At 63.8% G+C, this 22,554-nt stretch carries 20 protein-coding genes; 8 read left to right on the top strand and 12 right to left on the bottom strand.

The annotated features are described in order from the left end of the window. Positions 1-100: 100 nt before the first annotated feature. Positions 101-1,414 (bottom strand): ATP-binding protein, encoded by a 1,314-nt coding sequence (locus CAG34_RS19240; RefSeq protein WP_013970454.1) that lies wholly within the window; start codon positions 1,412-1,414, stop codon positions 101-103. A gap of 13 nt (positions 1,415-1,427) precedes the next feature. Continuing rightward, positions 1,428-2,168, bottom strand: a complete 741-nt coding sequence (ompR, locus tag CAG34_RS19235; protein WP_012270052.1) for a two-component system response regulator OmpR — start codon at positions 2,166-2,168, stop codon at positions 1,428-1,430. 217 nt (positions 2,169-2,385) lie between these two features. On the opposite strand from ompR, the gene CAG34_RS19230 reads away from it, so the two are divergent. From CAG34_RS19230 to CAG34_RS19215, 4 genes are all read left to right on the top strand, one after another. Continuing rightward, positions 2,386-4,710 (top strand): Tex family protein, encoded by a 2,325-nt coding sequence (locus tag CAG34_RS19230; protein ID WP_025337330.1) that lies wholly within the window; start codon positions 2,386-2,388, stop codon positions 4,708-4,710. Further along, positions 4,710-5,093, top strand: coding sequence for a PaaI family thioesterase (locus CAG34_RS19225; RefSeq protein WP_003257433.1), 384 nt, complete (start codon positions 4,710-4,712; stop codon positions 5,091-5,093). Before CAG34_RS19230 ends, CAG34_RS19225 begins: the two co-directional genes overlap by 1 nt. 287 nt (positions 5,094-5,380) lie before the next feature. Continuing rightward, the gene (gene gshA / locus CAG34_RS19220) at positions 5,381-6,958 is read left to right on the top strand and encodes a glutamate--cysteine ligase (protein WP_178080891.1); all 1,578 of its coding nucleotides are present in this window, start codon (positions 5,381-5,383) and stop codon (positions 6,956-6,958) included. Continuing rightward, entirely contained in the window at positions 6,958-7,584 is a 627-nt protein-coding gene (locus CAG34_RS19215) for a TetR/AcrR family transcriptional regulator (protein WP_075044318.1), read from the top strand. The genes gshA and CAG34_RS19215 overlap by 1 nt, the downstream gene beginning before the upstream one ends. Positions 7,585-7,711: 127 nt before the next feature. Here CAG34_RS19215 and CAG34_RS19210 read toward each other — a convergent pair whose 3' ends face one another. The 8 genes from CAG34_RS19210 to CAG34_RS19175 form a co-directional block, all read right to left on the bottom strand. Further along, positions 7,712-7,927, bottom strand: coding sequence for a molybdopterin-binding protein (locus CAG34_RS19210; protein ID WP_003255829.1), 216 nt, complete (start codon positions 7,925-7,927; stop codon positions 7,712-7,714). A 40-nt stretch (positions 7,928-7,967) separates the two neighbouring features. Beyond that, complete coding sequence (gene ssuB / locus CAG34_RS19205) at positions 7,968-8,780, bottom strand: aliphatic sulfonates ABC transporter ATP-binding protein (protein ID WP_013970450.1); 813 nt, start codon at positions 8,778-8,780, stop codon at positions 7,968-7,970. Further along, positions 8,777-9,574: an aliphatic sulfonate ABC transporter permease SsuC gene (gene ssuC / locus CAG34_RS19200; protein ID WP_039614250.1), complete on the bottom strand. Its 798-nt coding sequence runs from the start codon at positions 9,572-9,574 to the stop codon at positions 8,777-8,779. The genes ssuB and ssuC overlap by 4 nt, the downstream gene beginning before the upstream one ends. Before the next feature lie 10 nt (positions 9,575-9,584). Then, positions 9,585-10,733: an FMNH2-dependent alkanesulfonate monooxygenase gene (gene ssuD, locus CAG34_RS19195; protein ID WP_025337326.1), complete on the bottom strand. Its 1,149-nt coding sequence runs from the start codon at positions 10,731-10,733 to the stop codon at positions 9,585-9,587. Between the two features lie 59 nt (positions 10,734-10,792). Further along, positions 10,793-11,758 (bottom strand): sulfonate ABC transporter substrate-binding protein, encoded by a 966-nt coding sequence (locus CAG34_RS19190; protein ID WP_085591829.1) that lies wholly within the window; start codon positions 11,756-11,758, stop codon positions 10,793-10,795. An 84-nt stretch (positions 11,759-11,842) separates the two neighbouring features. Then, complete coding sequence (gene ssuE, locus CAG34_RS19185; RefSeq protein ID WP_085591827.1) at positions 11,843-12,436, bottom strand: NADPH-dependent FMN reductase; 594 nt, start codon at positions 12,434-12,436, stop codon at positions 11,843-11,845. Positions 12,437-12,725: 289 nt separating this feature from the next. Next, the gene (locus CAG34_RS19180) at positions 12,726-13,364 is read right to left on the bottom strand and encodes a peroxiredoxin (RefSeq protein WP_013970445.1); all 639 of its coding nucleotides are present in this window, start codon (positions 13,362-13,364) and stop codon (positions 12,726-12,728) included. Between the two features lie 165 nt (positions 13,365-13,529). Then, a complete protein-coding gene (locus CAG34_RS19175) occupies positions 13,530-14,864 on the bottom strand; it encodes an OprD family porin (RefSeq protein ID WP_085591825.1) in 1,335 nt (444 codons plus the stop codon). Positions 14,865-15,485: 621 nt separating this feature from the next. Between CAG34_RS19175 and tauA the strand changes: the two genes are divergently transcribed. Genes tauA through tauD form a run of 4 tightly spaced genes read left to right on the top strand, consistent with a single transcriptional unit; the run spans position 15,486 to position 18,992 of the window. After that, positions 15,486-16,457: a taurine ABC transporter substrate-binding protein gene (gene tauA, locus CAG34_RS19170; RefSeq protein WP_085591823.1), complete on the top strand. Its 972-nt coding sequence runs from the start codon at positions 15,486-15,488 to the stop codon at positions 16,455-16,457. 28 nt (positions 16,458-16,485) lie between these two features. After that, entirely contained in the window at positions 16,486-17,274 is a 789-nt protein-coding gene (gene tauB / locus CAG34_RS19165) for a taurine ABC transporter ATP-binding subunit (RefSeq protein WP_075044314.1), read from the top strand. After that, a complete protein-coding gene (gene tauC / locus CAG34_RS19160; RefSeq protein ID WP_075044313.1) occupies positions 17,271-18,110 on the top strand; it encodes a taurine ABC transporter permease TauC in 840 nt (279 codons plus the stop codon). The genes tauB and tauC overlap by 4 nt, the downstream gene beginning before the upstream one ends. Positions 18,111-18,158: 48 nt before the next feature. After that, positions 18,159-18,992: a taurine dioxygenase gene (gene tauD / locus CAG34_RS19155; protein ID WP_085591904.1), complete on the top strand. Its 834-nt coding sequence runs from the start codon at positions 18,159-18,161 to the stop codon at positions 18,990-18,992. A 126-nt stretch (positions 18,993-19,118) separates the two neighbouring features. Here tauD and betT read toward each other — a convergent pair whose 3' ends face one another. Continuing rightward, entirely contained in the window at positions 19,119-21,080 is a 1,962-nt protein-coding gene (betT, locus tag CAG34_RS19150; RefSeq protein WP_170929293.1) for a choline transporter BetT, read from the bottom strand. A gap of 333 nt (positions 21,081-21,413) precedes the next feature. Continuing rightward, a complete protein-coding gene (gene epsC, locus CAG34_RS19145; protein ID WP_025337318.1) occupies positions 21,414-22,346 on the bottom strand; it encodes a serine O-acetyltransferase EpsC in 933 nt (310 codons plus the stop codon). Between the last annotated feature and the right edge of the window lie 208 nt (positions 22,347-22,554).

Here is a 22,554-nt window from a genome sequence, read left to right as displayed (position 1 = left end):
CCGGCAAGCCAGCTCCCACAGGATTACCACGACCTTCAGGCTTGTGGATTACCTGTGGGAGCTGGCTTGCCGGCGATAGGGCCGATGCAGCCAACCAGATTCATACAGCATTACGCGGCAGCAACAGCCCCAAAGGCAACCGTACCCGCGCCTCGATCCCGCCACCAGAGCGATTGCGCAGTTCCACATTCCCACCATGCTGCGCCGCAATCCGCTTGACGATCGCCAGCCCCAGCCCGGTGCCCTTGCCACCCCGGGCCCGGTCACCACGAATGAACGGGTTGAAGATGGTCTCCAGCTCCGACTCGTCGATCCCCGTCCCGCGGTCCAGCACGCTCAGCACCACATACGGCGCACTCTCATCGCCCGACACATAGGCGGCCACCTCGACCCCCTTGCCGGCGTGGTGCAGGGCATTGCCGATCAGGTTGCCCAGCATGCGCTTGAGCGAAACCCGGCGCAGCGGGAACGGTGGGATCGGCTCCAGGCACAGCCGCACCCGTTCTTCCGGCTGGTTGTACGGCGCCACCACTTCGCGCACCAGGTCGGCCAGGTCGACCTCCTCAACCGGCTCGTCACGGCCATCGCGGATAAAGGCCAGGAACTGATCGAGGATCGCGTCCATGTCCTCGATATCGCGGACCATGTCGTCACTCAGTTCGCTGTCGCTGTCCAGCAACGACAGCGACAGGCGCAGGCGCGTCAGCGGTGTGCGCAGGTCGTGGGAAACCCCGGCCAGCATCAGCTCGCGCTCGCGCCCGGCCTGCTCGACATCCTCGGCCATCTGGTTGAAGGCCTTGTACACCTCGGTCATCTCGCTGGGCGTATCGCTGATCGGCAGGCGCACGCTGCGCCCCTGGCCCAACTGCCGGGCGGCGAACACCAGGCGCTTGAGCGGCTGGTTCAGCTGGCGCACGAAGATCCAGGCCGAAGCTGTGGACAACAGGCCGATGGCCAGGAACCAACCCAGCACGTTCCAGATCTTCTGCCCACGCAGCGGGTGCGGGTACAGCGGAACCTTCAACCAGCCCGGGCCCAGGCTTGGTGCATTGACCCACAACGCCGGCGGCGCATGAATGCGCAGCCGTACCTCGGTGTCTTCGCCCAACTCGGCCTGCATCTGCCGTTGGTAGATTTCGCTGTAGGGCCAGTGCTGCTCACCCTCGGGCACGCCCGAGCCGGTGACCCGGATAAGGCCTGCCGCTTCGGCGATCTTGTCGCGGTTTTCTTCGTCGGCCGCCCAATAGGCGCGCAGGGTCAGCGCAACACCGTGGCTGTACTGACGGTCGACCAGCACGTCCTCGTTCATCAACAGGTAGACCAGGGTCAAGGCCTTGGAGAACAGGACGACGATCAACACCAGCCACAGGGTGCGGGCGAAGAAACTTTGCGGAAACCAGAGCGGTGTTTTCATCGACGGCGCGGCATCATTTACCGGCGTTTCCGTCCGGCACGAACACGTAGCCCACGCCCCACACGGTCTGGATATAACGCGGCTTGGACGGGTCCGGCTCGATCATGCGGCGCAGACGCGAAATCTGCACGTCGATGGAGCGTTCCAGCGCATCCCATTCGCGGCCACGCGCCAGGTTCATCAGCTTGTCGCGGGTCAGCGGCTCGCGTGCGTGCATCACCAGCGCCTTGAGCACGGCGAACTCGCCGGTGGTGAGCATGTGCACTTCGTCGCCACGCTTGAGTTCGCGGGTGGCCAGCGACAGCTCGTAGTCGCCGAAGGTGACCGACTCGTCTTCGCTACCAGGCGCACCCGGCACGCTCGGCGCCTGGCGGCGCAGCACGGCCTTGACCCGGGCCATCAGCTCGTCCGGGTTGAACGGCTTGCCCAAGTAGTCGTCGGCGCCCAGCTCCAGGCCCTTGATACGGCTGAGCTCGTCGCCCTTGGCGGTGAGCATGATGATCGGGATCTGGTTGTTCTGCTGACGCAGGCGCTTGCACGCCGACAGGCCATCCTCGCCGGGCAGCATCAGGTCGAGCACCACCAGGTTGAACACCTCACGCTGCAGCAGGCGGTCCATCTGCTCGGTGTTGGGCACCGCGCGGGCACGGTAGCCCTTGCTGGTGAAGAAACGTTCCAGCAGGCTGCTCAGCCCCGGGTCGTCGTCGACGATGAGAATCTTGTCACCTTCAGCGGTGTTTGGCGTGCCGGTCATGAATAACTCCTCTGATATCGCCGCGCATTATGGCGTAGCCATTGCTGCACGTTGCGTGAGCATTGTTAGCAGATTTTTCCCCCGGCGCCAGTTCCGGCTGGCCGGGCGCCATCACCGCAAGCCGTTTGCGATGGGTATAATGCGCGGCTTTCATCCAGCGCCGCCGGGCGAAAGGCCCACAGGCGACCCCCGTATTCACAAATGTCAGGTGGTTTACATGGACAGCATCAACAGCCGTATCGCCGAGGAACTGGGCGTACGCCCCCAGCAGGTCGAGGCGGCCGTGGGCCTGTTGGACGAAGGCTCGACCGTGCCCTTCATCGCCCGCTACCGCAAGGAAGTGACCGGTAGCCTGGACGACACCCAGCTGCGCCATCTGGAAGAGCGCCTGCGCTACCTGCGCGAACTCGACGAGCGCCGCGCCAGCATCCTGGCCAGCATCGAGGAGCAGGGCAAGCTGACCCCGGAACTGGCCCGCGAGATCAAGCTGGCCGATACCAAGACCCGCCTCGAAGACCTGTACCTGCCGTACAAGCAAAAGCGCCGCACCAAGGGCCAGATCGCCCTGGAAGCCGGCCTCGGCGAGCTGGCCGACGGCCTGTTCAACAACCCAGACCTGGCCCCGGAAAGCGAAGCCGCACGCTTCGTCAACGCCGACAAGGGCGTGGCCGACGTCAAGGCCGCGCTGGAAGGCGCCAAGTACATCCTCATGGAGCGCTTCGCCGAAGACGCCGCCCTGCTCGACAAGCTGCGCAGCTTCCTCAAGCAGGAGTCGGTGCTCAGCGCCCGCGTCGTGCCTGGCAAGGAAGAAGAAGGCGCCAAGTTCCGCGACTACTTCGCCCATGACGAACTGCTGCGCAACGCCCCGTCGCACCGTGCCCTGGCAATTTTCCGCGGGCGTAACGAAGGCGTGCTGAGCGCCTCGCTGAAAGTCGGCGAAGAACTGCCCGGCACCCTGCACCCGTGCGAACTGATGATCGGCAACCACGTCGGCATCGAGAACCGCAACCGCCCGGCCGACAAGTGGCTGGGCGAAGTGGTGCGCTGGACCTGGAAGGTCAAGCTCTACACCCACTTGGAAACCGACCTGTTCGGCGAGCTGCGCGACAACGCCGAAGGCGAGGCGATCAATGTGTTCGCCCACAACCTGCACGACCTGCTGCTGGCCGCCCCGGCCGGCCCGCGTGCCACCCTGGGCTTCGACCCGGGCCTGCGCACCGGCTGCAAGATCGCCGTGGTCGATGCCACCGGCAAGCTGCTGGACCACACCACGGTCTACCCGCACGCGCCGAAGAACGATTGGGACCGCACCATTTCGATCATGGCTGCACTGTGCGCCAAGCACTCGGTGGAGCTGATCGCCATCGGCAACGGCACCGCCAGCCGCGAAAGCGACAAGCTGGTGGCAGAGCTGGTCAAGAAGTACCCGGCGCTGAAGATCACCAAGATCATGGTCTCCGAGGCCGGCGCTTCGGTGTATTCCGCATCGGAACTGGCCGCCCGCGAATTCCCGGACCTGGACGTGTCGATCCGTGGCGCCGTGTCGATTGCCCGCCGCCTGCAGGACCCGCTGGCCGAGCTGGTGAAGATCGACCCGAAATCCATCGGTGTCGGCCAGTACCAGCACGACGTGTCCCAGCTGAAACTGGCGCGCGGCCTGGACGCCGTGGTCGAGGACTGCGTGAACGCCGTGGGCGTGGACGTCAACACCGCCTCGGTGGCGCTGCTGACGCGCATCTCCGGCCTCAACGCCACCCTGGCGCAGAACATCGTCGCCCATCGCGATGCCAACGGCCCGTTCGCCACTCGTGCTGCGCTGAAAAAGGTCAGCCGCCTGGGTGAGAAAACCTTCGAACAGGCCGCCGGCTTCCTGCGCGTGATGAACGGTGACAACCCGCTGGACGCCTCCGCGGTTCACCCCGAGGCCTACCCGCTGGTGCAGCGCATTGCCGCCGACACCGACCGCGACATCCGCTCGCTGATCGGTGACAGCAGCTTCCTCAAGCGCCTGGACCCGAAGAAATTCACCGATGAAACCTTCGGTCTGCCGACCGTCACCGACATCCTGCAGGAACTGGACAAGCCTGGCCGCGACCCACGCCCCGAGTTCAAGACCGCCACCTTCCAGGACGGCGTCGAGGACCTCAAGGACCTGGAACCGGGCATGATCCTCGAAGGCGTGGTGACCAACGTCACCAACTTCGGTGCCTTCGTCGACATCGGCGTGCACCAGGACGGCCTGGTGCACATTTCGGCGCTGTCGGAGAAGTTCATCAAGGACCCACGTGAAGCGGTCAAGGCCGGCGACGTGGTCAAGGTCAAGGTCATGGAAGTGGACATCCCGCGCAAACGCGTCGGCCTGTCCATGCGCATGAGCGACACCCCGGGCGAGAAGGTAGACGGCAACCGCGGTGGTAACCGTGGCAATGGCGGCAACCGGCAGCAGCAGGCGCCGCGCCAGCGCGAAACCGCCACTGCGGCACCGGCCAACAACGCCATGGCCGCCCTGTTCGCCAACGCCAAGCAGCTGAAGAAGAAGTGATGGACGTTCCACGCGAATACGTCGAAAGCGCCTTCAGCCAGCTCCTCGGCTGCCGCCTGCAACGCCTGGAAACAGGTGTTGCCGAGGTAGCCCTGGCGCTCGAGCCACACTTGCGCAACCGTGGCCAGAAGTTGCACGGCGGGGCGATCTTCAGCCTGGTGGATATCGCCATGGGCCTGGCCTGCTCGGCCAGCCATGGCTTCGACCAGCAAAGCGTCACCATCGAGTGCAAGATCAACTACATGCGCGCCGTCAGTGACGGCGAGGTGCTGTGCACCGCCCGTGTGCTGCACGCCGGGCGGCGTACCCTGGTGGTCGACGCCGACGTAGTTCAGGGCGACAAGCTGGTGGCGAAAGCGCAAGGAACCTTCGCGGTTCTCTAGCTCACCAAGCAGTATCTGCGCTATTTTCGGCAACAGCCGGGGGCCGCTTCGCGCCCCATCGCCGGCAAGCCGGGCCCCCACAGGTAATCCACAAGCCTGAATTTCGTGGTTTACCTGTGGGGGCCCGGCTTGCCGGCGATGGGCTGCGAAGCGGCCCCCGAAGTCGGCGCTGCGCAATGCCGGAACCGCGTAAACCAGGCGACAACGCCAGTTCCTTTTCCCACTACCCTTGTAGACCGTCTTTTCTACCCCCATATTGGGGCGACTGACGCGTGAAGGAATACATCTTGAGCGACCTCCTCAACCGCCGCCTGAGCCTGCTCGGCGCCAATCTCCCCCTGCTCAAGCAGTGCCTGCACGGTATTGAGCGCGAATGCCTGCGCGTGACCGACGAAGGTCGCCTGGCCCAGACCCCGCATCCGCAAGCCCTGGGATCGGCGCTGACCAACGAGCAGATCACCACCGATTATTCCGAGTCGCTGCTGGAGTTCATCACCCCGGCCCTTCCCGACCCGGCCAAGGTGCTGGAAAGCCTCGAAGAGACCCACCGTTTCGTCTACAGCAAGCTGGGCGACGAATACCTGTGGAGCCCGTCGATGCCCTGCACGCTGCCGGCCGAGGAGGACATCCCGATCGCCGAGTACGGCAGCTCGAACATCGGCAAGCTCAAGCACGTCTACCGCAAGGGCCTGGCCCTGCGCTACGGCCGCACCATGCAGTGCATCGCCGGTATCCATTACAACTTCTCGCTGCCCGAAGCGCTGTGGCCGTTGCTGCGCGCCGCAGAAGGCGGCAGCGAGAGCGACCGCGACTACCAGTCGTCGGCCTATATCGCGCTGATCCGCAATTTCCGCCGCTACAGCTGGCTGCTGATGTACCTGTTCGGCGCCTCGCCGGCCCTGGACAAAGGCTTCCTGCGTGGCCGCCCGCACCAGCTCGAAGAGCTGGACGCCGAAACCCTGTACCTGCCCTACGCCACCAGCCTGCGCATGAGCGACCTGGGCTACCAGAGCAACGCCCAGGCCGGCCTCACGCCGTGCTACAACAACCTGGCCAGCTACACCGACAGCCTGCGCAAGGCGGTGGGCACGCCCTACCCGCCTTACGTCGAAGTCGGCACGCACGTGGATGGCGAGTGGGTACAGCTGAACACCAATATCCTGCAGATCGAAAACGAGTACTACTCGAACATTCGCCCCAAGCGCGTCACCTACACCGGCGAGCGGCCGATCCAGGCCCTGACCTCGCGCGGCGTGCAGTACGTGGAAGTGCGTTGCCTGGACATCAACCCGTTCCTGCCGGTGGGCATCGACCTGACCGAGGCGCGCTTCCTCGACGCGTTCCTGCTGTTCTGCGCGCTGGAAGACAGCCCGCAACTGGACAACGGCGAATGCGGCCAGTGCACCAACAACTTCCTGACCGTGGTCAAGGAAGGCCGTCGCCCGGGCCTGGAACTGCACCGCAATGGCCAGCCGATCGGCCTGAAGGCCTGGGCCAGCGAGCTGATCGGGCGTATTCGGCCACTGGCCGATCTGCTCGACCAGGCGCAAGGCGGTGCAGAACACGGCAAGGCCCTGGATGCCCAGCAGGCCAAGGTCGACGACGCCTCGCTGACCCCGTCGGCCCAGGTGCTGGCACGCATGACCGAGCATGACGAGAGCTTCGTCAAGTTCTCCCTGCGCCAGAGCCGCATCCACGCCGAAACCTTCCGCGAACAGCCACTGCCGGTCGAGCGCCAGCAGGCCTTCGAAACCCTCGCCCGCGACTCGCTGGCCGAGCAGTCGCGCCTGGAACAGCAGGAAGTCGGCGACTTCGACCTGTTCGTCGGCGCCTACCAGGCCAGCATCCTGGCGATCAGCAACTGATGACCCGCACTGCCACCCCGCGCAAGCCGCGCGCCAGCAGCCAGGCCAGGATCGAGGCGATCCTGGCGGCTGCACGCGAGTTGCTGGCCGAGCTGGGGGTGGCGAGCCTGTCGATCTACAGCGTGGCCGAGCGTGCGCAGATTCCACCGTCTTCGGTGTACCACTTCTTCGCCAGCGTGCCGGCGCTGCTGGAGGCGTTGACGGCCGATGTACACCGGGCCTTCCGTGAAGCGCTGAGCGCGCCGATCGACAGCAGTGCGTTCAACACCTGGCACGAACTGTCACGGCTGATCGAGCAGCGCATGCTGGATATCTACAACGAGGACGCGGCGGCGCGGCAACTGATCCTGGCCCAGCATGGCCTGAGCGAAGTGGTGCAGGCCGACCGGCAGCACGACATGGAACTGGGCGACTTGATGCACAAGTTGTTCGACCAGCACTTTCATCTGCCGGTGATGCCGGCGGATGTGGACGTGTTTGCCCTGGCCATGGAGTTGAGTGACCGGGTGTATGCGCGGTCGGTGCAGCTGCATGAGGCGATCACCCCGCGCATGGCCGAGGAAGGCAAGCGAGTGTTCGAGGCGTATCTGGGGTTGTATCTGCCGCCATTTCTGGCCAAGCGTTAAATTTGATGGCCTCATCGCCGGCAAGCCAGCTCCCACAGGTACTGCACAAGGCCTGAAGCTTGTGGGCACCTGTGGGAGCTGGCTTGCCGGCGATTGGGCTGCAAAGCAGCCCCATGGCCCACACCCATCACAGCTTGGCGATGGATACTTCAGTCGACTTCACGAAGGCAATCACTTCACTGCCCACCTGCAGCTCCAGCTCACGCACGGAGCGGGTGGTGATGACCGAAGTGACGATGCCCGAGGCGGTCTGCACGTCGATTTCCGACAGTACCGGGCCTTCTAGGATTTCCTTCACGGTGCCTTTGAACTGGTTGCGAACGTTGATGGCTTTGATGGTCATGATTTGATTCCTTCTCTATGGCTTCAGTCTGGTAAGTGAGTCAGTGCGCCCAACGCAGTTGCGTGGGCAAAGGGGCTACAGGATCCGGCTCGGGCGCAGCGCCCGGGGCCGACAGAACACGGTTGAGCACTTCGCTTTCCAGCGCAGCCAGGCGGTGCGAACCACGCGCCCGAGGCCGTGCCAGGTCGACAGTGAGGTCGAGCCCGACCTCGCCGTCCTCGATCAGGATCACCCGGTCAGCCACGGCGACTGCCTCGCTGACATCGTGGGTAACCAGCAACACGGTGAAGCCGTGCTGACGCCACAGGCGTTCGATCAGTTGCTGCATCTCGATACGGGTCAATGCATCCAGCGCACCGAGCGGTTCGTCCAGCAGCAGCAGGCGCGGCTGGTGAATCAGCGCCCGGGCCAGGGCCACGCGCTGCTTCTGGCCGCCCGACAGAGCCGCCGGCCATTCATTGGCGCGGTCGGCCAGGCCAACCGACTCCAACGCTTCCAGCGCACGCGGGCGCCAGTCGCCAGACAGGCCGAGGCCAACGTTGTCGATCACCTTCTTCCATGGCAGCAGGCGCGCGTCCTGGAACATCAGGCGGGTTTCTTCGCGGGCCTGCTCCAACGGCGCGGCACCGGCCAGCAACTGGCCTGCAGTGGGCTGATCGAGACCGGCCAGCAGGCGCAGCAAGGTGCTCTTGCCGCAGCCACTACGGCCGACGATGGCGACGAACTGGCCGGCAGGAATATGCAGCTCGATACCCTTCAGTACCTCGCGCTGGCCAAAGGTCTTGCGCAGGCCGCTGGAAGCCAGCGGGATGCCACGCAGCAGGCGTGGCGGCTGTTCCTTGAGTACGGTCATGCGCCCTCCTTCTTCGCCACTTGATAGGCCGGGTGCCAGCGCAGCCACACACGCTCCAGGCCGCGGGCGGCGAGGTCGGCAAGCTTGCCGAGCACGGCATACAGGACGATGGCCAGCACTACCACGTCGGTCTGCAGGAATTCACGGGCGTTCATCGCCAGGTAACCGATGCCGGCATTGGCCGAAATGGTTTCGGCAACGATCAGGGTCAGCCACATGAAGCCCAGGGCAAAGCGCACGCCCACCAGGATCGAAGGCAATGCCCCGGGCAGGATCACCTGGCGGAACAGGCTGAAGCCGGACAAGCCATAGCTGCGCGCCATCTCCACCAGCGCCGGGTCGACGTTGCGGATGCCGTGATAGGTGTTCAGGTAGATCGGGAACAGCGTGCCCAGCGCGACCAGGAAGATCTTTGCCGACTCGTCGATACCGAACCACAGGATCACCAGCGGGATCAGCGCCAGGTGCGGCACGTTGCGGATCATCTGCACCGAGCTGTCGAGCAGGCGTTCGCCCCAGTTCGACAGGCCGGTGATGAAGCCCAGCACCAGGCCGATGCTGCCACCGATGACGAAGCCCAGCCCGGCACGCCAGCCACTGATGGCCAGGTGGGTCCAGATCTCGCCGCTGCGCACCAGCTCGACGCCGGCGCTGACCACGGCGCTGGGCGCGGGCAGGATGCGCGTCGACAGCCAGCCGGCGCTGACCGCCAGCTGCCAGGCAGCCAGCAGCAGTACCGGCAGCGCCCATGGCGCCAGGCGCTGGCCAAGGTTGTTGGAAGTTGCACGACTCATGGCCTGGCCCTCAGCTCTGCGCAACGGACTTGGGCAGGATGTCGTTGGCCACCATTTCGCCAAACGGGCTCACATAACCACCGGTCTTGGCTTGCTCCGGGCGTTGCACATCCAGGTGCGGGAACAGCAGCTCGGCCACCCGGTACGACTCTTCCAGGTGTGGGTAGCCGGAGAAGATGAAGGTATCGATGCCCAGCTCGGCATATTCCTTGACCCGCGCCGCCACGGTCGGGCCATCCCCTACCAGCGCGGTACCGGCACCGCCACGCACCAGGCCGACACCGGCCCACAGGTTGGGGCTGACCTCCAGCTTGTCACGGTTGCCGTTGTGCAGGGCGGCCATGCGTTGCTGGCCGACCGAGTCGAAGCGCGCCAGCGAGGCCTGGGCGCGAGCGATGGTGTCGTCGTCCAAGTGCGAGATCAGCTTGTCGGCAGCGGCCCAGGCTTCTTCGTTGGTTTCCCGCACGATCACGTGCAGGCGGATGCCGAAGCGCACTTCGCGGCCCTGGGCGGCGGCTTTCTCACGCACCTGGGCAATTTTTTCAGCGACCGCACTCGGCGGCTCGCCCCAGGTCAGGTACAGCTCGACCTGCTCGGCGGCCAGGTCCTGTGCGGCTTCGGAGGAACCGCCGAAATACAGTGGCGGGCGTGGTTGCTGGATCGGCGGGTAGAGCAGCTTGGCGCCCTTCACCTGGATGTGCTTGCCGTCGTAGTCGACCACCTCGCCTTCCAGCACCTTGCGCCAGATACGGGTGAACTCTACAGAAGCTTCATAACGTTCCTGATGGTTCAGGTGCAGGCCGTCACCGGCCAACTCGTCCGGGTCGCCACCGGTCACCAGGTTGAACAGCGCGCGGCCGTTGGACAGGCGATCAAGGGTTGCTGCCTGGCGTGCCGCCACTGTCGGCGAAATGATCCCTGGGCGCAGGGCAACCAGGAACTTCAGGCGCTGGGTCACCGGGATCAGCGATGCCGCGACCAGCCAGGAGTCCTCGCAGGAGCGCCCGGTAGGTATCAGCACGCCACCAAAGCCGAGCCGGTCGGCCGCCTGGGCGATCTGCTGCAGGTAGCCATGGTCGACGGCGCGCGCGCCATCGGAGGTGCCCAGGTACTTGCCGTCACCGTGGGTAGGAAGGAACCAGAAGATGTTAAGGCTCATTGGAGTTGTCTCCTCAAGGGGGGCTCAGCCAGGGCGGCGCCCCGGCGCAGGCAAATCAATCAAGGCGCACTGGCGACCTTGGCCGGGGGTGTCCAGATCACGTCCTTGATGCTCAGCGGCTTGGGAATCAGCTTCAGTGCCTGGAACGTGTCGGCGATCTTCTGTTGCGCGGCCACCACTTCCGGGGTGAGCGGCGCGGCACCGTACCCTTGGCGCTTGACCGAGGTCAGGGTGATGTCGGCAGGCAGGCCGAGCAGCGGCGCGACCTGGTCGGTCACTTCCTGCGGGTTGGCCTGGGACCATTCACCCACGGCACGCACTTCTTCGATCAGGGTGTTGATCACCGCTGGGTGCTGGGTCGCGTAGTTGCGGGTGGCCAGGTAGAACTGATGGTTGTCGACCAGGCCCTTGCCGTCACGCAGGGTATGAGCCTGCAGCTGTTTCTCGGCGGCAGCCTGGTACGGATCCCAGATCACCCAGGCGTCCACGCTGCCGCGCTCGAAGGCGGCGCGGGCGTCGGCCGGGGGCAGGTACACCGGCTGGATGTCGCTGTATTTCAGGCCTGCGTCTTCCAGGGCGCGAACCAGCAGGTAGTGAACGTTGGAGCCTTTGTTGAGGGCGACTTTCTTGCCCTTGAGGTCTTTGACCGACTGAATCGGCGAGCCCTTCGGCACCAGGATCGCCTCGCTGTGCGGCGCTGGCGGCTCGTAGGCGACGTACAGCAGGTCGGCACCGGCGGCCTGGGCGAACACCGGCGGGGTTTCACCGGTGACGCCAAAGTCGATGGAGCCGACGTTCAGCCCCTCAAGCAGCTGCGGGCCGCCGGGGAACTCGGTCCATTGCACCTGCACGCCCTGCTCGGCCAGGCGCTTTTCCAGCGTGCCCTTGGCCTTGAGCAGCACCAGGGTGCCGTATTTCTGGTAACCGATACGCAGGCTCTCGGCCTGGGCTTGGGTGATGGCGCCGAAGGACACAGCCGCCGCAAACAGGGCGACCAGACCGCGACGCAAGAAGACTGTGCGCATGGCGCTCTCCTGTGCGAGTGGGTTCGGGTTGCACCTGCTTGCCTCGTTGTCGGGCGAGTAAGGTGGTAAAGCGGGTTGGGCCGGTCAGATGCTCCAGCGAGCGCTGATCAGGCGTTCGTTCAATACGCCGGGGGCCACGGGGCGCGGCCGACGGGCCAGTGCAACATGGAAGGTTTCCAGCGCGTCCTGCAGGCGCTCTTCCAGCGCCGCTACCAGCTGCGCGGGCCTGGAGCCTTCTGCGTAGGCGACCTGGCTGTCGTCGGCGAAGATCCCTTGCAGGGTCTCTTGCGCCTTGAGTGCCGACAGCACGGGTTTCAGTGCGTAATCCACCGCCAGCATGTGGGCGATGCTGCCGCCGGTGGCGATCGGCAACACGATCTTGTGTACCAGGGCGCGTTCGGGCAGCAGGTCGAGCAAGGTTTTCAGGGCACCGGCGAACGAGGCCTTGTACACCGGCGTGGCGACGATCAGGCCATCGGCCTGGGCCACCAGCTGCTGGAAGTGCTGCACCTGCGGGCTGTCGAATCGGGCGTGCAGCAGGTCTTCGGCGGGAAAGTCACGCACCTGGAACGTCACCACCTCGACGCCACGGTCCTGCAGCCACTGGCGAGAACGCTCCAGCAGCACGCCGGAGCGTGAACGGGTACTGGGGCTACCACCGATTGAGACGACCAGCATTGCAGCGCTTCCTTGTGTTCTGTTGGAGGTGACATTAACAGTCGCCGCATATATCTAGAAATCATTTTTTTTCATTTGTTTATTCCATTTTTATCAATCTCCTGTTTTGGCCCTTTCGCGGGTAAACCCGCTCCCACAGGGACCGCACAAGGCCTGAGACTTGCGCTATCCCTGTGGGAGCGGGTTTACCCGCGAAGAAGCCAACGCAGTTTCAGCAGGCATAAAAAAGGGCCGTCGAAACGGCCCGAATATCCCTGCTTTGGCTAAGAGCAATGCAACGAGGAATCCTTTAACGATTGGGCTGCGGGGTCAGCCGCAGATAGGGTTTGACCGCCCGGTAACCTTTGGGGAAGCGCTGCTTGATCTCTTCCTCGTCCTTCAGCGAGGGCACGATTACCACGTCGTCACCGTCCTGCCAGTTACCTGGTGTGGCGACCTTGTGGTTGTCGGTCAGCTGCAGCGAGTCGATCACCCGCAAGATTTCGTTGAAGTTGCGCCCGGTACTGGCCGGGTAGGTGATGGTCAGGCGCACCTTCTTGTTCGGGTCGATGACGAACAGCGAGCGCACGGTCAGGGTGTCGCTGGCGTTCGGGTGGATCAGGTCGTACAGGTCGGACACCTTGCGGTCGGCGTCGGCAATGATCGGGAAGTTGACCACGGTGTTCTGGGTTTCGTTGATGTCATCGATCCAGCGGTGGTGCGAATCGACCGGGTCCACCGACAGGGCGATGGCCTTGACCCCGCGTTTGGCGAAATCGTCCTTAAGCTTGGCGGTCAGGCCCAGCTCTGTGGTGCACACCGGGGTGAAGTCGGCCGGGTGAGAGAACAACACCCCCCAGCTGTTGCCCAGCCACTCGTGGAAGCGGATCTTGCCTTCGCTGGAATCCTGTTCGAAATCGGGGGCGATATCGCCGAGTTTTAGGCTCATGGGCTGCGGCTCCTGTGCTGGGTTCTGTACCGTGTGAGTTCAATGTGCCTGCATTCGATTAAAAACAAAAAGAATAAATACTGATTTGTTTATAACCATAATGCATACGAAATTGCAGACACAAAAAAGCCTCGCACTAGGCGAGGCTTCTTGTTCAGCTACGACTTACAGGAAGTTGTAAGTGTAGTTCACGATGAAGCGAGTCTGGTCTTTGTCACCGATGCTTTCGCCGCTACCACGGTAAACACCCTGACGCAGGCTGAAGCCCAGGCCTTTGAGGGAGCCTTGCTGAATGGTGTAGTCGACGCGTGCGTCACGTTCCCATTCGTTGTAGCTGCCGTCGCCCGACTTGTTGCGGATGTCGTCACCACGCAGGTAGGCCACCGAAGCCTTCAGGCCTGGAACGCCCAGGGACGCGAAGTCATAGGAGTACTGACCGAAGGTGGTGTTCTCACCGGCACGAGCGAACTGGTTGATCATGCTGTCGGTGAACAGGTAGAAGCTCGCGCCGCCATTGCCTTCCAGCGAGGAAGTGGCGCCGTCCTTGCGGACGCTACCTTGGTTCAGCCAGACGAAACCACCATCGTCACCCACTTGCTGGTGACCGAGCATCAGCGCGTGGCCACCCAGGGTGTAGGTGAACATGGCGCTCCAGGTCTTGTTGTCGACCTCGCCCGCGTTCTTCGCGTAGCCACCGTTGTTGTCGAAGGCGTAACCGGTCTCGCCATTCTTGCCGTCGCTGCGGCTATCGAAGTAGCGCAGGTCGGTCTTGAACGACTGGTTGTCGGCGATCTTGAAGACGTGGGTAGCACCCAGGAAGTGCTGCTTGTAGAAGTCTTCCAGGTTCGAGTAGTAGTACTGCAGGGTCAGGTCTGGAGTGAGCTTGTAGTCACCACCGGCGAACTGGAACTTGTTGCTGTCGCGGAAGGCGCCAGAAACGGAAAGACCGGTACGGTTGCTCGAAGCACGACCCATGGCGTGGGTCAGTTGCCCTGCGTTGAAGGTCAGGTTGTCGATTTCCTTCGACTGGAGGGTGCCGCCCTCGAAGGTCTGCGGCAGCAGACGGCCATCGTTGGAGACCAGGATCGGCAGCATAGGCGCCAGGGCGCTACCGTAGTGGACCTCGGTCTTGGAGAAGCGAGCCTTGGCGTTACCACCAATGCGTGCCCAGTTGTGGACTGCCGAACCATCGGAGTCGCTTGGGAAGAAGGTGTTGTTGGCATCTGGGCGGCTACCACGGCCACCATCCAGGTGAATGCCCCACAGTGCCTGAACGTCGACACCAAAACCTACGGTGCCTTCGGTGAAGCCAGACAGGTAGTCGAGCTTGAAGCCCTGACCGCTTTCTTTCTGGTCGATACCGCTTTCGCGGTTGTCGTCGTTGAAGTACATGGTGCGCGAGCTGAGCGACAGTTTGCTGTCTTCAACGAAACCGGCAGCGCCTGCTTGTTGGGCGAGAACCCCCAGTGCCACGGCCAGGGCCAGGCTGGACTTGTACATGTTTTGCTCCTCTACGTTCTAATTCTTGTGTATCTCTGGCGGTGGGATCTGCTGCCCCGCTCACCGTGGATTGGCGATTTAGTCCCAAAGCGTGACCGTTTAGTCAATCGTTTCTAAACGTTTCGCGACTTTGGTCTAAGACGCCACCTGCGCTACAGGATAATGACAATCCTATAAATCCAAAATGACCGTTTTATGAATTGGTAAGATTTTTAAGGAATATGTTAGGAACTGTTACTGCGATTCGTTAGCAGCAGCTCAGTTTTCATAACCCATGGTTATTTGCAAACGTTTGCTCATAACCTAATTCCGTATCGTTCTATCGGGACGAAAAAGCCTAGCAGCCGTCTGTGATTTCGCCATTGCGCAGGATTACCGATGTTGCAGCCTTCGTGCGCTCGATGTAGGAGCGGGCATGCCCGCGAACACCGGCTACGCCGGTGCCATCCACGGCGTCGCTTGCTTCGCGGGCACGCCCGCTCCCACAGAGGATCGCGTAAGACAGCGTGGTTAAAGCAATTGGCTCCTAAGCTAATGCAAAAAAGTTATTTATTTTACTTTTCTTAGATCATTTAGCCTTCTCGCCATCCATCACATCGATTGCCTGACGAGAGGTTCACCATGATCCCGCACGCTCCGCTGCGCCTGTTCGCCGCCTTGACCCTCGCCAGCGCCAGCTGGTTGGCCCAGGCTACCGACCTGACCGTGGCCTACCAGACCACCGTCGACCCGGCCAAGGTGGCGCAGGTCGATGGCAACTACGAAAAAGCCAGCAAGGCCAGCATCGACTGGCGCAAATTCGACAACGGTGCCGACGTGATCACTGCCGTAGCCAGCGGCGATGTACAAATCGGCTACCTGGGCTCCAGCCCACTGGCCGCCGCAGCCACACGCAAGCTGCCGGTCGAGACCTTCCTGATCGCCACGCAGATTGGCGCCGGTGAAGCACTGGTCGCCCGCGACAGCATCAAGACGCCGCAAGACCTGGTCGGCAAGAAAGTCGCCGTGCCGTTCGTCTCCACCGGCCACTACAGCCTGCTGGCCGCGCTGAAGAGCTGGAACATCGACCCGTCCAAGGTGCAGATCCTCAACCTGGCGCCGCCGGCGATCATTGCCGCCTGGAAGCGCGGCGACATCGACGCCACCTACGTCTGGGACCCGGCCCTGGGTGTGGCCAAGGAAAACGGCAAGGTGCTGATCACCTCCGGCGAGCTGGCCGAGAAAGGCGCACCGACCTTCGACGCATGGATCGTGCGCAAGGACTTTGCCGCCAAGCACCCCGACGTGGTCAAGGCCTTTGCCAAGGTCACCCTCGACGCCTACGCCGACTACCGCAAGAACCCGCAAGCCTGGCTGGCCAACCCCGACAACGTGAGCAAGCTGGCCAAACTGTCTGGCGCCAAGCCTGCTGACATCCCGGTGCTGCTGCAGGGCAACGTCTACCCGCTGGCTGCCGACCAGGCCAACGCACTGGGCGCGCCGACCACCCAGGCGCTGACCGACACGGCCACCTTCCTCAAGCAGCAAGGCAAGGTCGACGCGGTGCTGCCGGACTACTCGCCGTACGTCAGCGCCCAGTACCTCCCCAACTAAGCCTGTAGAAAACCGACCGGAGCCTGCCATGGCCTTGCTCGAACTGGAGCGCATCAGCGCACAGTACCCCGGTGCCGAAACCCCGGTACTGGCCGACATCAACCTGAGCCTGGGGCCACGCCAACTGCTGGTGGCCCTGGGGCCTTCCGGCAGCGGCAAGACCTCGCTGCTCAACCTGATCGCCGGCTTCGTCGCCCCCAGCGGCGGGCGCATCACCCTCGACGGCGTGCCCGTCCAGGGCCCCGGCGCCGAGCGCGGCGTAGTGTTCCAGGACGATGCGCTGCTGCCTTGGCAGAACGTGCTGGGCAACGTCGCATTCGGCCTGGAACTGGCCGGCGTGCCCCGCGCCGAGCGTGAAGCCAAGGCCCGCGAAATGCTGGCCCTGGTCGACCTCGACGGCTTTGGCGAGCGGCGTATCTGGCAATTGTCCGGTGGCCAGAAGCAGCGCGTGGGCCTGGCCCGGGCGTTGGCAGCCGATCCACGGGTGTTGCTGATGGACGAGCCGTTCGGCGCACTTGATGCCTTCACCCGCGAGCAGATGCAGGAGTTGTTGCTGCAGGTATGGCAACGCACCGCCAAGCCGGTGTTCCTGATTACCCACGACATCGAAGAAGCAGTGTTCCTCGCCAGCGAGCTGGTACTGCTGGCGCCCAACCCGGGGCGCGTGGTGGAGCGCCTGCAACTGGACTTCGGCCAACGCTACGCAGCCGGTGAACCGGCGCGGGCGATCAAGTCCGACCCGGCCTTCATCGAAACCCGCGAGCACGTACTGGCGCGGGTGTTCTCCCAACGTCAAAGCCTGCAGGAGCGCGCATGAGCAGCCTGGACCTGCCGGTTGCCGGCAAACGCAACACCCAACCCCGGCCAGCCACCAAGCTGCGCCGCCCCCTGCCCACCCGCTGGATCAGCACCCTGACCCTGGCCAGCCTGCTGTTGGCCTGGTGGCTGGTGACTGCGGCCGGCTGGATCGAGCCGCTGTTCCTGCCCTCGCCCGCCGACATCCTGGCCAAGGCCGGGACCTTGCTGACCCAAGGCTACATGGATGCCAGCCTGTGGCAGCACCTGGGTGCCAGCCTGGGGCGCATTGGCGTGGCCCTGCTTGCCGCCACCCTCACTGCCATCCCGGTGGGTATCGCCATCGGCTACAACCGCGTGGCCCGCGGCATTCTCGACCCGCTGATCGAGTTCTACCGGCCGATCCCGCCGCTGGCCTACCTGCCGCTGATCGTCATCTGGTGCGGCATCGGCGAGCTGTCCAAGGTGCTGCTGATCTACCTGGCAATCTTCGCCCCCATCGCCATTGCCACCGCCACCGGTGTGCGCACGGTCGACCCGGCCAAGCTGCGTGCCGCGCAGTCGCTGGGCGCGACCAAGGCCCAGCTGATCCGCCACGTGATCCTGCCCAGCGCCCTGCCCGACATCCTCACCGGCATCCGCATTGGCCTGGGGGTCGGCTGGTCGACCCTGGTGGCCGCCGAGCTGATCGCCGCCACCAGCGGCCTGGGCTTCATGGTGCAGTCGGCGGCGCAGTTCCTGGTTACCGATGTGGTGGTGCTGGGGATCCTGCTGATCGCGCTGATCGCCTTCGCCCTGGAAATGAGTCTGCGTGCCCTGCAACGCAAACTGGTGCCTTGGCACGGGCAGAGCCACTGAATCCTGTTGACCACGCCAGCAGCCTGGCGCCTGATTGAAGAGACCGACATGAGCCTGACCATCACCCCCCTCAGCCCGGCGCTTGGCGCCCTGATCAGCGGCGTGGACATCAGCCGCGATATCACCGTTGAAGAACGTGACGCCATCGAGCAGGCGCTGCTGCAACACCAGGTGCTGTTCTTCCGCGACCAGCCGATCAACCCGCAGCAGCAGGCACGTTTTGCCGCCCGCTTCGGCGACCTGCACATCCACCCGATCTACCCCAACGTGCCGGAAACCCCGCAGGTGCTGATCCTCGACACGGCGGTTACCGATGTGCGCGACAACGCCGTGTGGCACACCGACGTGACCTTCCTGCCGACCCCGGCCCTGGGCGCGGTGCTCAGCGCCAAGCAGTTGCCGGCCTACGGCGGCGACACCCTGTGGGCCAGCGGCATCGCTGCCTTCGAAGCCTTGTCGGCGCCGCTGCGCGAGCTGCTCGACGGGCTGACCGCTACCCATGACTTCACCAAGTCGTTCCCGCTGGAGCGCTTTGGTACCACGCCGGAAGACCTGGCGCGCTGGGAAGCAACCCGGCGCAACAACCCGCCGCTGTCGCACCCGGTGGTGCGCACGCATCCGGTGAGCGGGCGCAAGGCGTTGTTCGTCAATGAGGGGTTCACCACGCGCATCAATGAGCTGAGCGAACTGGAAAGCGAGGCACTGCTGAAGCTGCTGTTTGCCCATGCGACGCGGCCGGAGTTCAGCATTCGCTGGCGGTGGCAGGAGAATGACGTGGCGTTCTGGGACAACCGCGTGACCCAGCATTTTGCCGTGGATGACTACCGGCCGAACCGGCGGGTGATGCATCGGGCGACCATCCTCGGGGATGCGCCCTTCTGATAGAGATGCATCAGCAGTGCCGGCCTCTTCGCGGGTAAACCCGCTCCCACAGGTACCGCACCGGTATTGAAGCCAGTGTTATACCTGTGGGAGCGGGTTTACCCGCGAAGAGGCCGGTACAGGTTATTACCTGACCAAATGCAGGTACTGCATGTGCCGTTCGTACTGGTCGAGGATGTCGTTGATGATCTGCTCCTTGCTGTAGCCCACCAGGTCATAGTTCTGGCTGCCTTCGCTGAGGTGCACCTCCGCCCGGTAGTAACGGCGGTTCTTCAACTCTTGCGTACCCAGCCCACCCAGGGCGAACGATGGCGTGAAGTAGCCACGCATCTGCACCTGGTAAATGAACGGCTGTTCCTCGCCATGGCCAATCTTCAGGCTGACGTTGTCGTGGCTCGGGTCGTCCTGGGTAATCAGCACCAGGCCCTTCTGCTCGAACACTTCACGCACATCGGCAATTGCCGGGCGCACCACGTCGTCCATGAAGCGGTACACCTCATCACGCGACGGGAAGTGCACCGCCTGGCTCAGGCGCTGGCGCCAGCCGCCACGGCCGCGGCGTGACTGGGCGAACGGGGCCAGCGAATGCATCTGCGCGATCTGTCGTTGCGACTCCAGGTAGAACGCCTTGTGCAACCCCCACATCATGCACAGCAGGATCAGCGAGAACGGCAACGAGGTCAGCACCACCGCCGATTTAAGCGAATCGATGCTGCCGGCGAACAACAGCGCACTGGTGATCAGCGCCGTCATCGCGCCCCAGAAGATGCGCAGCCAGTTCGGCCCGTCCTCGTCGGCATCACCACCCTTGGCCGACAAGGTCGACAGCACCACGGTGCCCGAGTCGGCCGAGGTGACGAAGAACACGAAACTGATGAACACCGTCATGGCGATCACCGTCTTGCTCCAGGGGTAGGTCTCCAGCAGCAAGTACAGGCTCATCGACGGGTTATCCAGCGCCGACTGGCCCAGCGCGGTCATGCCGTGGTTGATGACCTGGTCCAGGGCGCTGTTGCCGAAGATCGACATCCACGCCAGGGTGAAGCCCAGCGGAATCAACAGCACACCAAAGACGAACTCGCGGATGGTGCGGCCGCGGGAGATGCGGGCGATGAACAGGCCCACGAACGGCGCCCAGGCAATCCACCAGGCCCAGTAGAACACCGTCCAGCCGCCCAGCCAGTCGCGGTTCTCGCCGTAGGCATAAACGTCGAAGCTCTTGCGCGGCAAGGCACCCAGGTAATCGCCGAGGTTCTGGATCAGCGTGTTGAACAGGTGCTGGGTAGGCCCGGCGAACAACACGAACAGCAACAGCGCGCAGGCCAGGAACAGGTTGATGTCGCTCATCACCCGCACGCCCTTCTCCACCCCGGCGACGGCCACGGCCACCGCCGCGCCCATCATCAGGGTGATGAGCAGCACCTGCACCCACTGGCTGTGGTCGATGCCGAACAGGTAGTCGAGGCCGGCGTTCAGGTGCAGCACGCCAAAGCCCATGTCGGCACCCAGGCCGAACACCGTGGCGATGATGCCGAAGCCGTCCACCGCATAACCGATGGGCCCGTTGATGCGCTTGCCGATCAGCGGGTACAGCGCCGAACGCAAGGCCAGCGGCAGGTTGTGCCGGTAGGCGAAGTAGGCCAGGGCCATGCCGACGAAGGCGAACACGCCCCAGCCATGCAGGCCCCAGTGCAGGAACAGGATCTGCATTGCCTGGCGCCCGGCCTCGGCCGTGCCCGCTTCGCCCTGGGGCGGCTGCAGCATGTGGGTCAGGGGTTCGGACACGCAGAAGAAGAACAAGGTGATGCTGATGCCGGCGGCGAACAGCATGCCGGCCCACGACAGGTAACTGAACTCAGGCTCGTCGTGGTCGGCACCGAGCTTGATCTTGCCGTAGCCGGACAAGGCGGTGACCACCACGAAGACCAGGTACAGCGTCATCGCCAGCATGTAGTACCAGCCGACCGTGTTGGCCGCCCAGTTCTGCGCCGCCAGCAACCAGTCGCCTGCTGCTTGCGGATAGGAAATGACCACCAGGCCGAAGATGAGGATGAAACTTGCCGCGAAATAGAACACCGGGGGGTTCATGCGGATCTTGCCATTGGCAAGGGAAGGGGTCGGTGCACTCATTGGGGGCACACCTCGTCGAATGACGTAAGGCTCGGAATGAACGGGTTCAGCAAAGGAATCCTCCTGTTGAACACCGGCAGCGGACCAGCGTTTTTTCATTGAACAAGCGTTCAAGTTAAACATGGATCGGATTTCAATGCGAATTGGGGCGCTGATTGGTGCCCTCCTGCACTGGCCTCTTCGCGGGCTCGCCCGCTCCCACAGGGACCGCACAAACATTGAATCTTGTGCAGTACCTGTAGGAGCGGGCAAGCCCGCGAAGAGGCCGGTACAGGCCAAGGAAATGCCAGATCAGTTCTTGTCCTGGCAATCCAGCTGAAGGTTGGCCTGGGTAATGTTGCTTTCGGCCGGCACACTGCGGGTCAGCCACACATTGCCGCCAATGGTCGAGCCTTTGCCGATGGTGATCCGCCCCAGCACCGTGGCCCCGGCATAGATCACCACATCGTCCTCGACGATCGGGTGGCGTGGCAGGCCCTTGTGCAGGGTGCCCGATTCATCGCTGGGGAAGCGCTTGGCGCCCAAGGTCACTGCCTGGTAGATGCGCACGCGCTCGCCGATGATCGCGGTTTCGCCGATCACCACGCCGGTACCGTGGTCGATGAAGAAGCTCGGGCCGATCTGCGCCCCGGGGTGAATGTCGATCCCCGTGGCCGAATGCGCCAGCTCCGAGCTGATCCGCGCCAGCAGCGGCAGGCCGGCCTGGTACAGATGGTGCGCCAGGCGGTGGTGGATGATCGCCAGGATGCCTGGGTAGCACAGCAGCACTTCATCGACACTGCGCGCCGCCGGGTCGCCGTGGTAGGCGGCAAGCACGTCGGTGTCTAGCAGCACGCGCAGGCCCGGCAGGGCGGCGGCGAAGCCCTGCACCAGGCTCAGCGCATGGGCATCGACGCCGGCCAGCTCGCCCTTGCTTTGCCGTGCGGCGTAGCGCAACTCCAGGCGGGCCTGGGCCAGCAAGGCGGTCAGCGCGGCATCCAGGGTATGGCCGACGTAGAAGTCTTCGCTTTCTTCGCGCAGGTCGACCGGGCCAAGGCGCATGGGGAACAGCGCGCCGCACAGTTGCTCCAGGATGTGCCGCATCGCTTCGCGCGAAGGCAGTTCACGCCCGCCCTGCTCGCCGCTGCTGCGGCCATTGCGGGTACGCCATTGTTCACGGGCACCGCGCAGGCCGTTGACGATGCTCTGCAACTGCCAGTGCCCGGATGAAGGTTGTTCGCTCACGGTTTTCTCCTGCCTGAGTAGGCCAAACTCATTTTTATTTGCAGGCCTGGCCTCTTCGCGGGCTCGCCCGCTCCCACAGGGAGCGCACCAATTCCAAGCCCTGTGCAGTACCTGTGGGAGCGGGCGAGCCCGCGAAAGGGCCGAACCTGCCTACATGCAATCCACTCTACGGCAAATCCATCCCTTGGAAAAAACAACGCTTTATTCC

This window comes from Pseudomonas sp. B14(2017) (assembly GCF_002113255.1).
In the GTDB taxonomy this organism is placed as follows: Bacteria; Pseudomonadota; Gammaproteobacteria; order Pseudomonadales; family Pseudomonadaceae; genus Aquipseudomonas; species Aquipseudomonas putida_Z.
The sequence above is the reverse complement of the archived record's forward strand: the minus strand, read 5'-3'. Positions and strand labels throughout refer to the sequence as shown.

Excerpts from the sequence above, each read along its gene's own strand:
- CAG34_RS19240 (WP_013970454.1), bottom strand. The coding sequence starts at position 1,414 with ATGAAAACACCGCTCTGGTTTCCGCAAAGTTTCTTCGCCCGCACCCTG.
- ompR (WP_012270052.1), bottom strand. The coding sequence starts at position 2,168 with ATGACCGGCACGCCAAACACCGCTGAAGGTGACAAGATTCTCATCGTC.
- CAG34_RS19230 (WP_025337330.1), top strand. The coding sequence starts at position 2,386 with ATGGACAGCATCAACAGCCGTATCGCCGAGGAACTGGGCGTACGCCCC.
- CAG34_RS19225 (WP_003257433.1), top strand. The coding sequence starts at position 4,710 with ATGGACGTTCCACGCGAATACGTCGAAAGCGCCTTCAGCCAGCTCCTC.
- CAG34_RS19215 (WP_075044318.1), top strand. The coding sequence starts at position 6,958 with ATGACCCGCACTGCCACCCCGCGCAAGCCGCGCGCCAGCAGCCAGGCC.
- CAG34_RS19210 (WP_003255829.1), bottom strand. The coding sequence starts at position 7,927 with ATGACCATCAAAGCCATCAACGTTCGCAACCAGTTCAAAGGCACCGTG.
- ssuB (WP_013970450.1), bottom strand. The coding sequence starts at position 8,780 with ATGACCGTACTCAAGGAACAGCCGCCACGCCTGCTGCGTGGCATCCCG.
- ssuC (WP_039614250.1), bottom strand. The coding sequence starts at position 9,574 with ATGAGTCGTGCAACTTCCAACAACCTTGGCCAGCGCCTGGCGCCATGG.
- ssuD (WP_025337326.1), bottom strand. The coding sequence starts at position 10,733 with ATGAGCCTTAACATCTTCTGGTTCCTTCCTACCCACGGTGACGGCAAG.
- CAG34_RS19190 (WP_085591829.1), bottom strand. The coding sequence starts at position 11,758 with ATGCGCACAGTCTTCTTGCGTCGCGGTCTGGTCGCCCTGTTTGCGGCG.
- ssuE (WP_085591827.1), bottom strand. The coding sequence starts at position 12,436 with ATGCTGGTCGTCTCAATCGGTGGTAGCCCCAGTACCCGTTCACGCTCC.
- CAG34_RS19180 (WP_013970445.1), bottom strand. The coding sequence starts at position 13,364 with ATGAGCCTAAAACTCGGCGATATCGCCCCCGATTTCGAACAGGATTCC.
- CAG34_RS19175 (WP_085591825.1), bottom strand. The coding sequence starts at position 14,864 with ATGTACAAGTCCAGCCTGGCCCTGGCCGTGGCACTGGGGGTTCTCGCC.
- tauA (WP_085591823.1), top strand. The coding sequence starts at position 15,486 with ATGATCCCGCACGCTCCGCTGCGCCTGTTCGCCGCCTTGACCCTCGCC.
- tauB (WP_075044314.1), top strand. The coding sequence starts at position 16,486 with ATGGCCTTGCTCGAACTGGAGCGCATCAGCGCACAGTACCCCGGTGCC.
- tauC (WP_075044313.1), top strand. The coding sequence starts at position 17,271 with ATGAGCAGCCTGGACCTGCCGGTTGCCGGCAAACGCAACACCCAACCC.
- tauD (WP_085591904.1), top strand. The coding sequence starts at position 18,159 with ATGAGCCTGACCATCACCCCCCTCAGCCCGGCGCTTGGCGCCCTGATC.
- betT (WP_170929293.1), bottom strand. The coding sequence starts at position 21,080 with ATGAACCCCCCGGTGTTCTATTTCGCGGCAAGTTTCATCCTCATCTTC.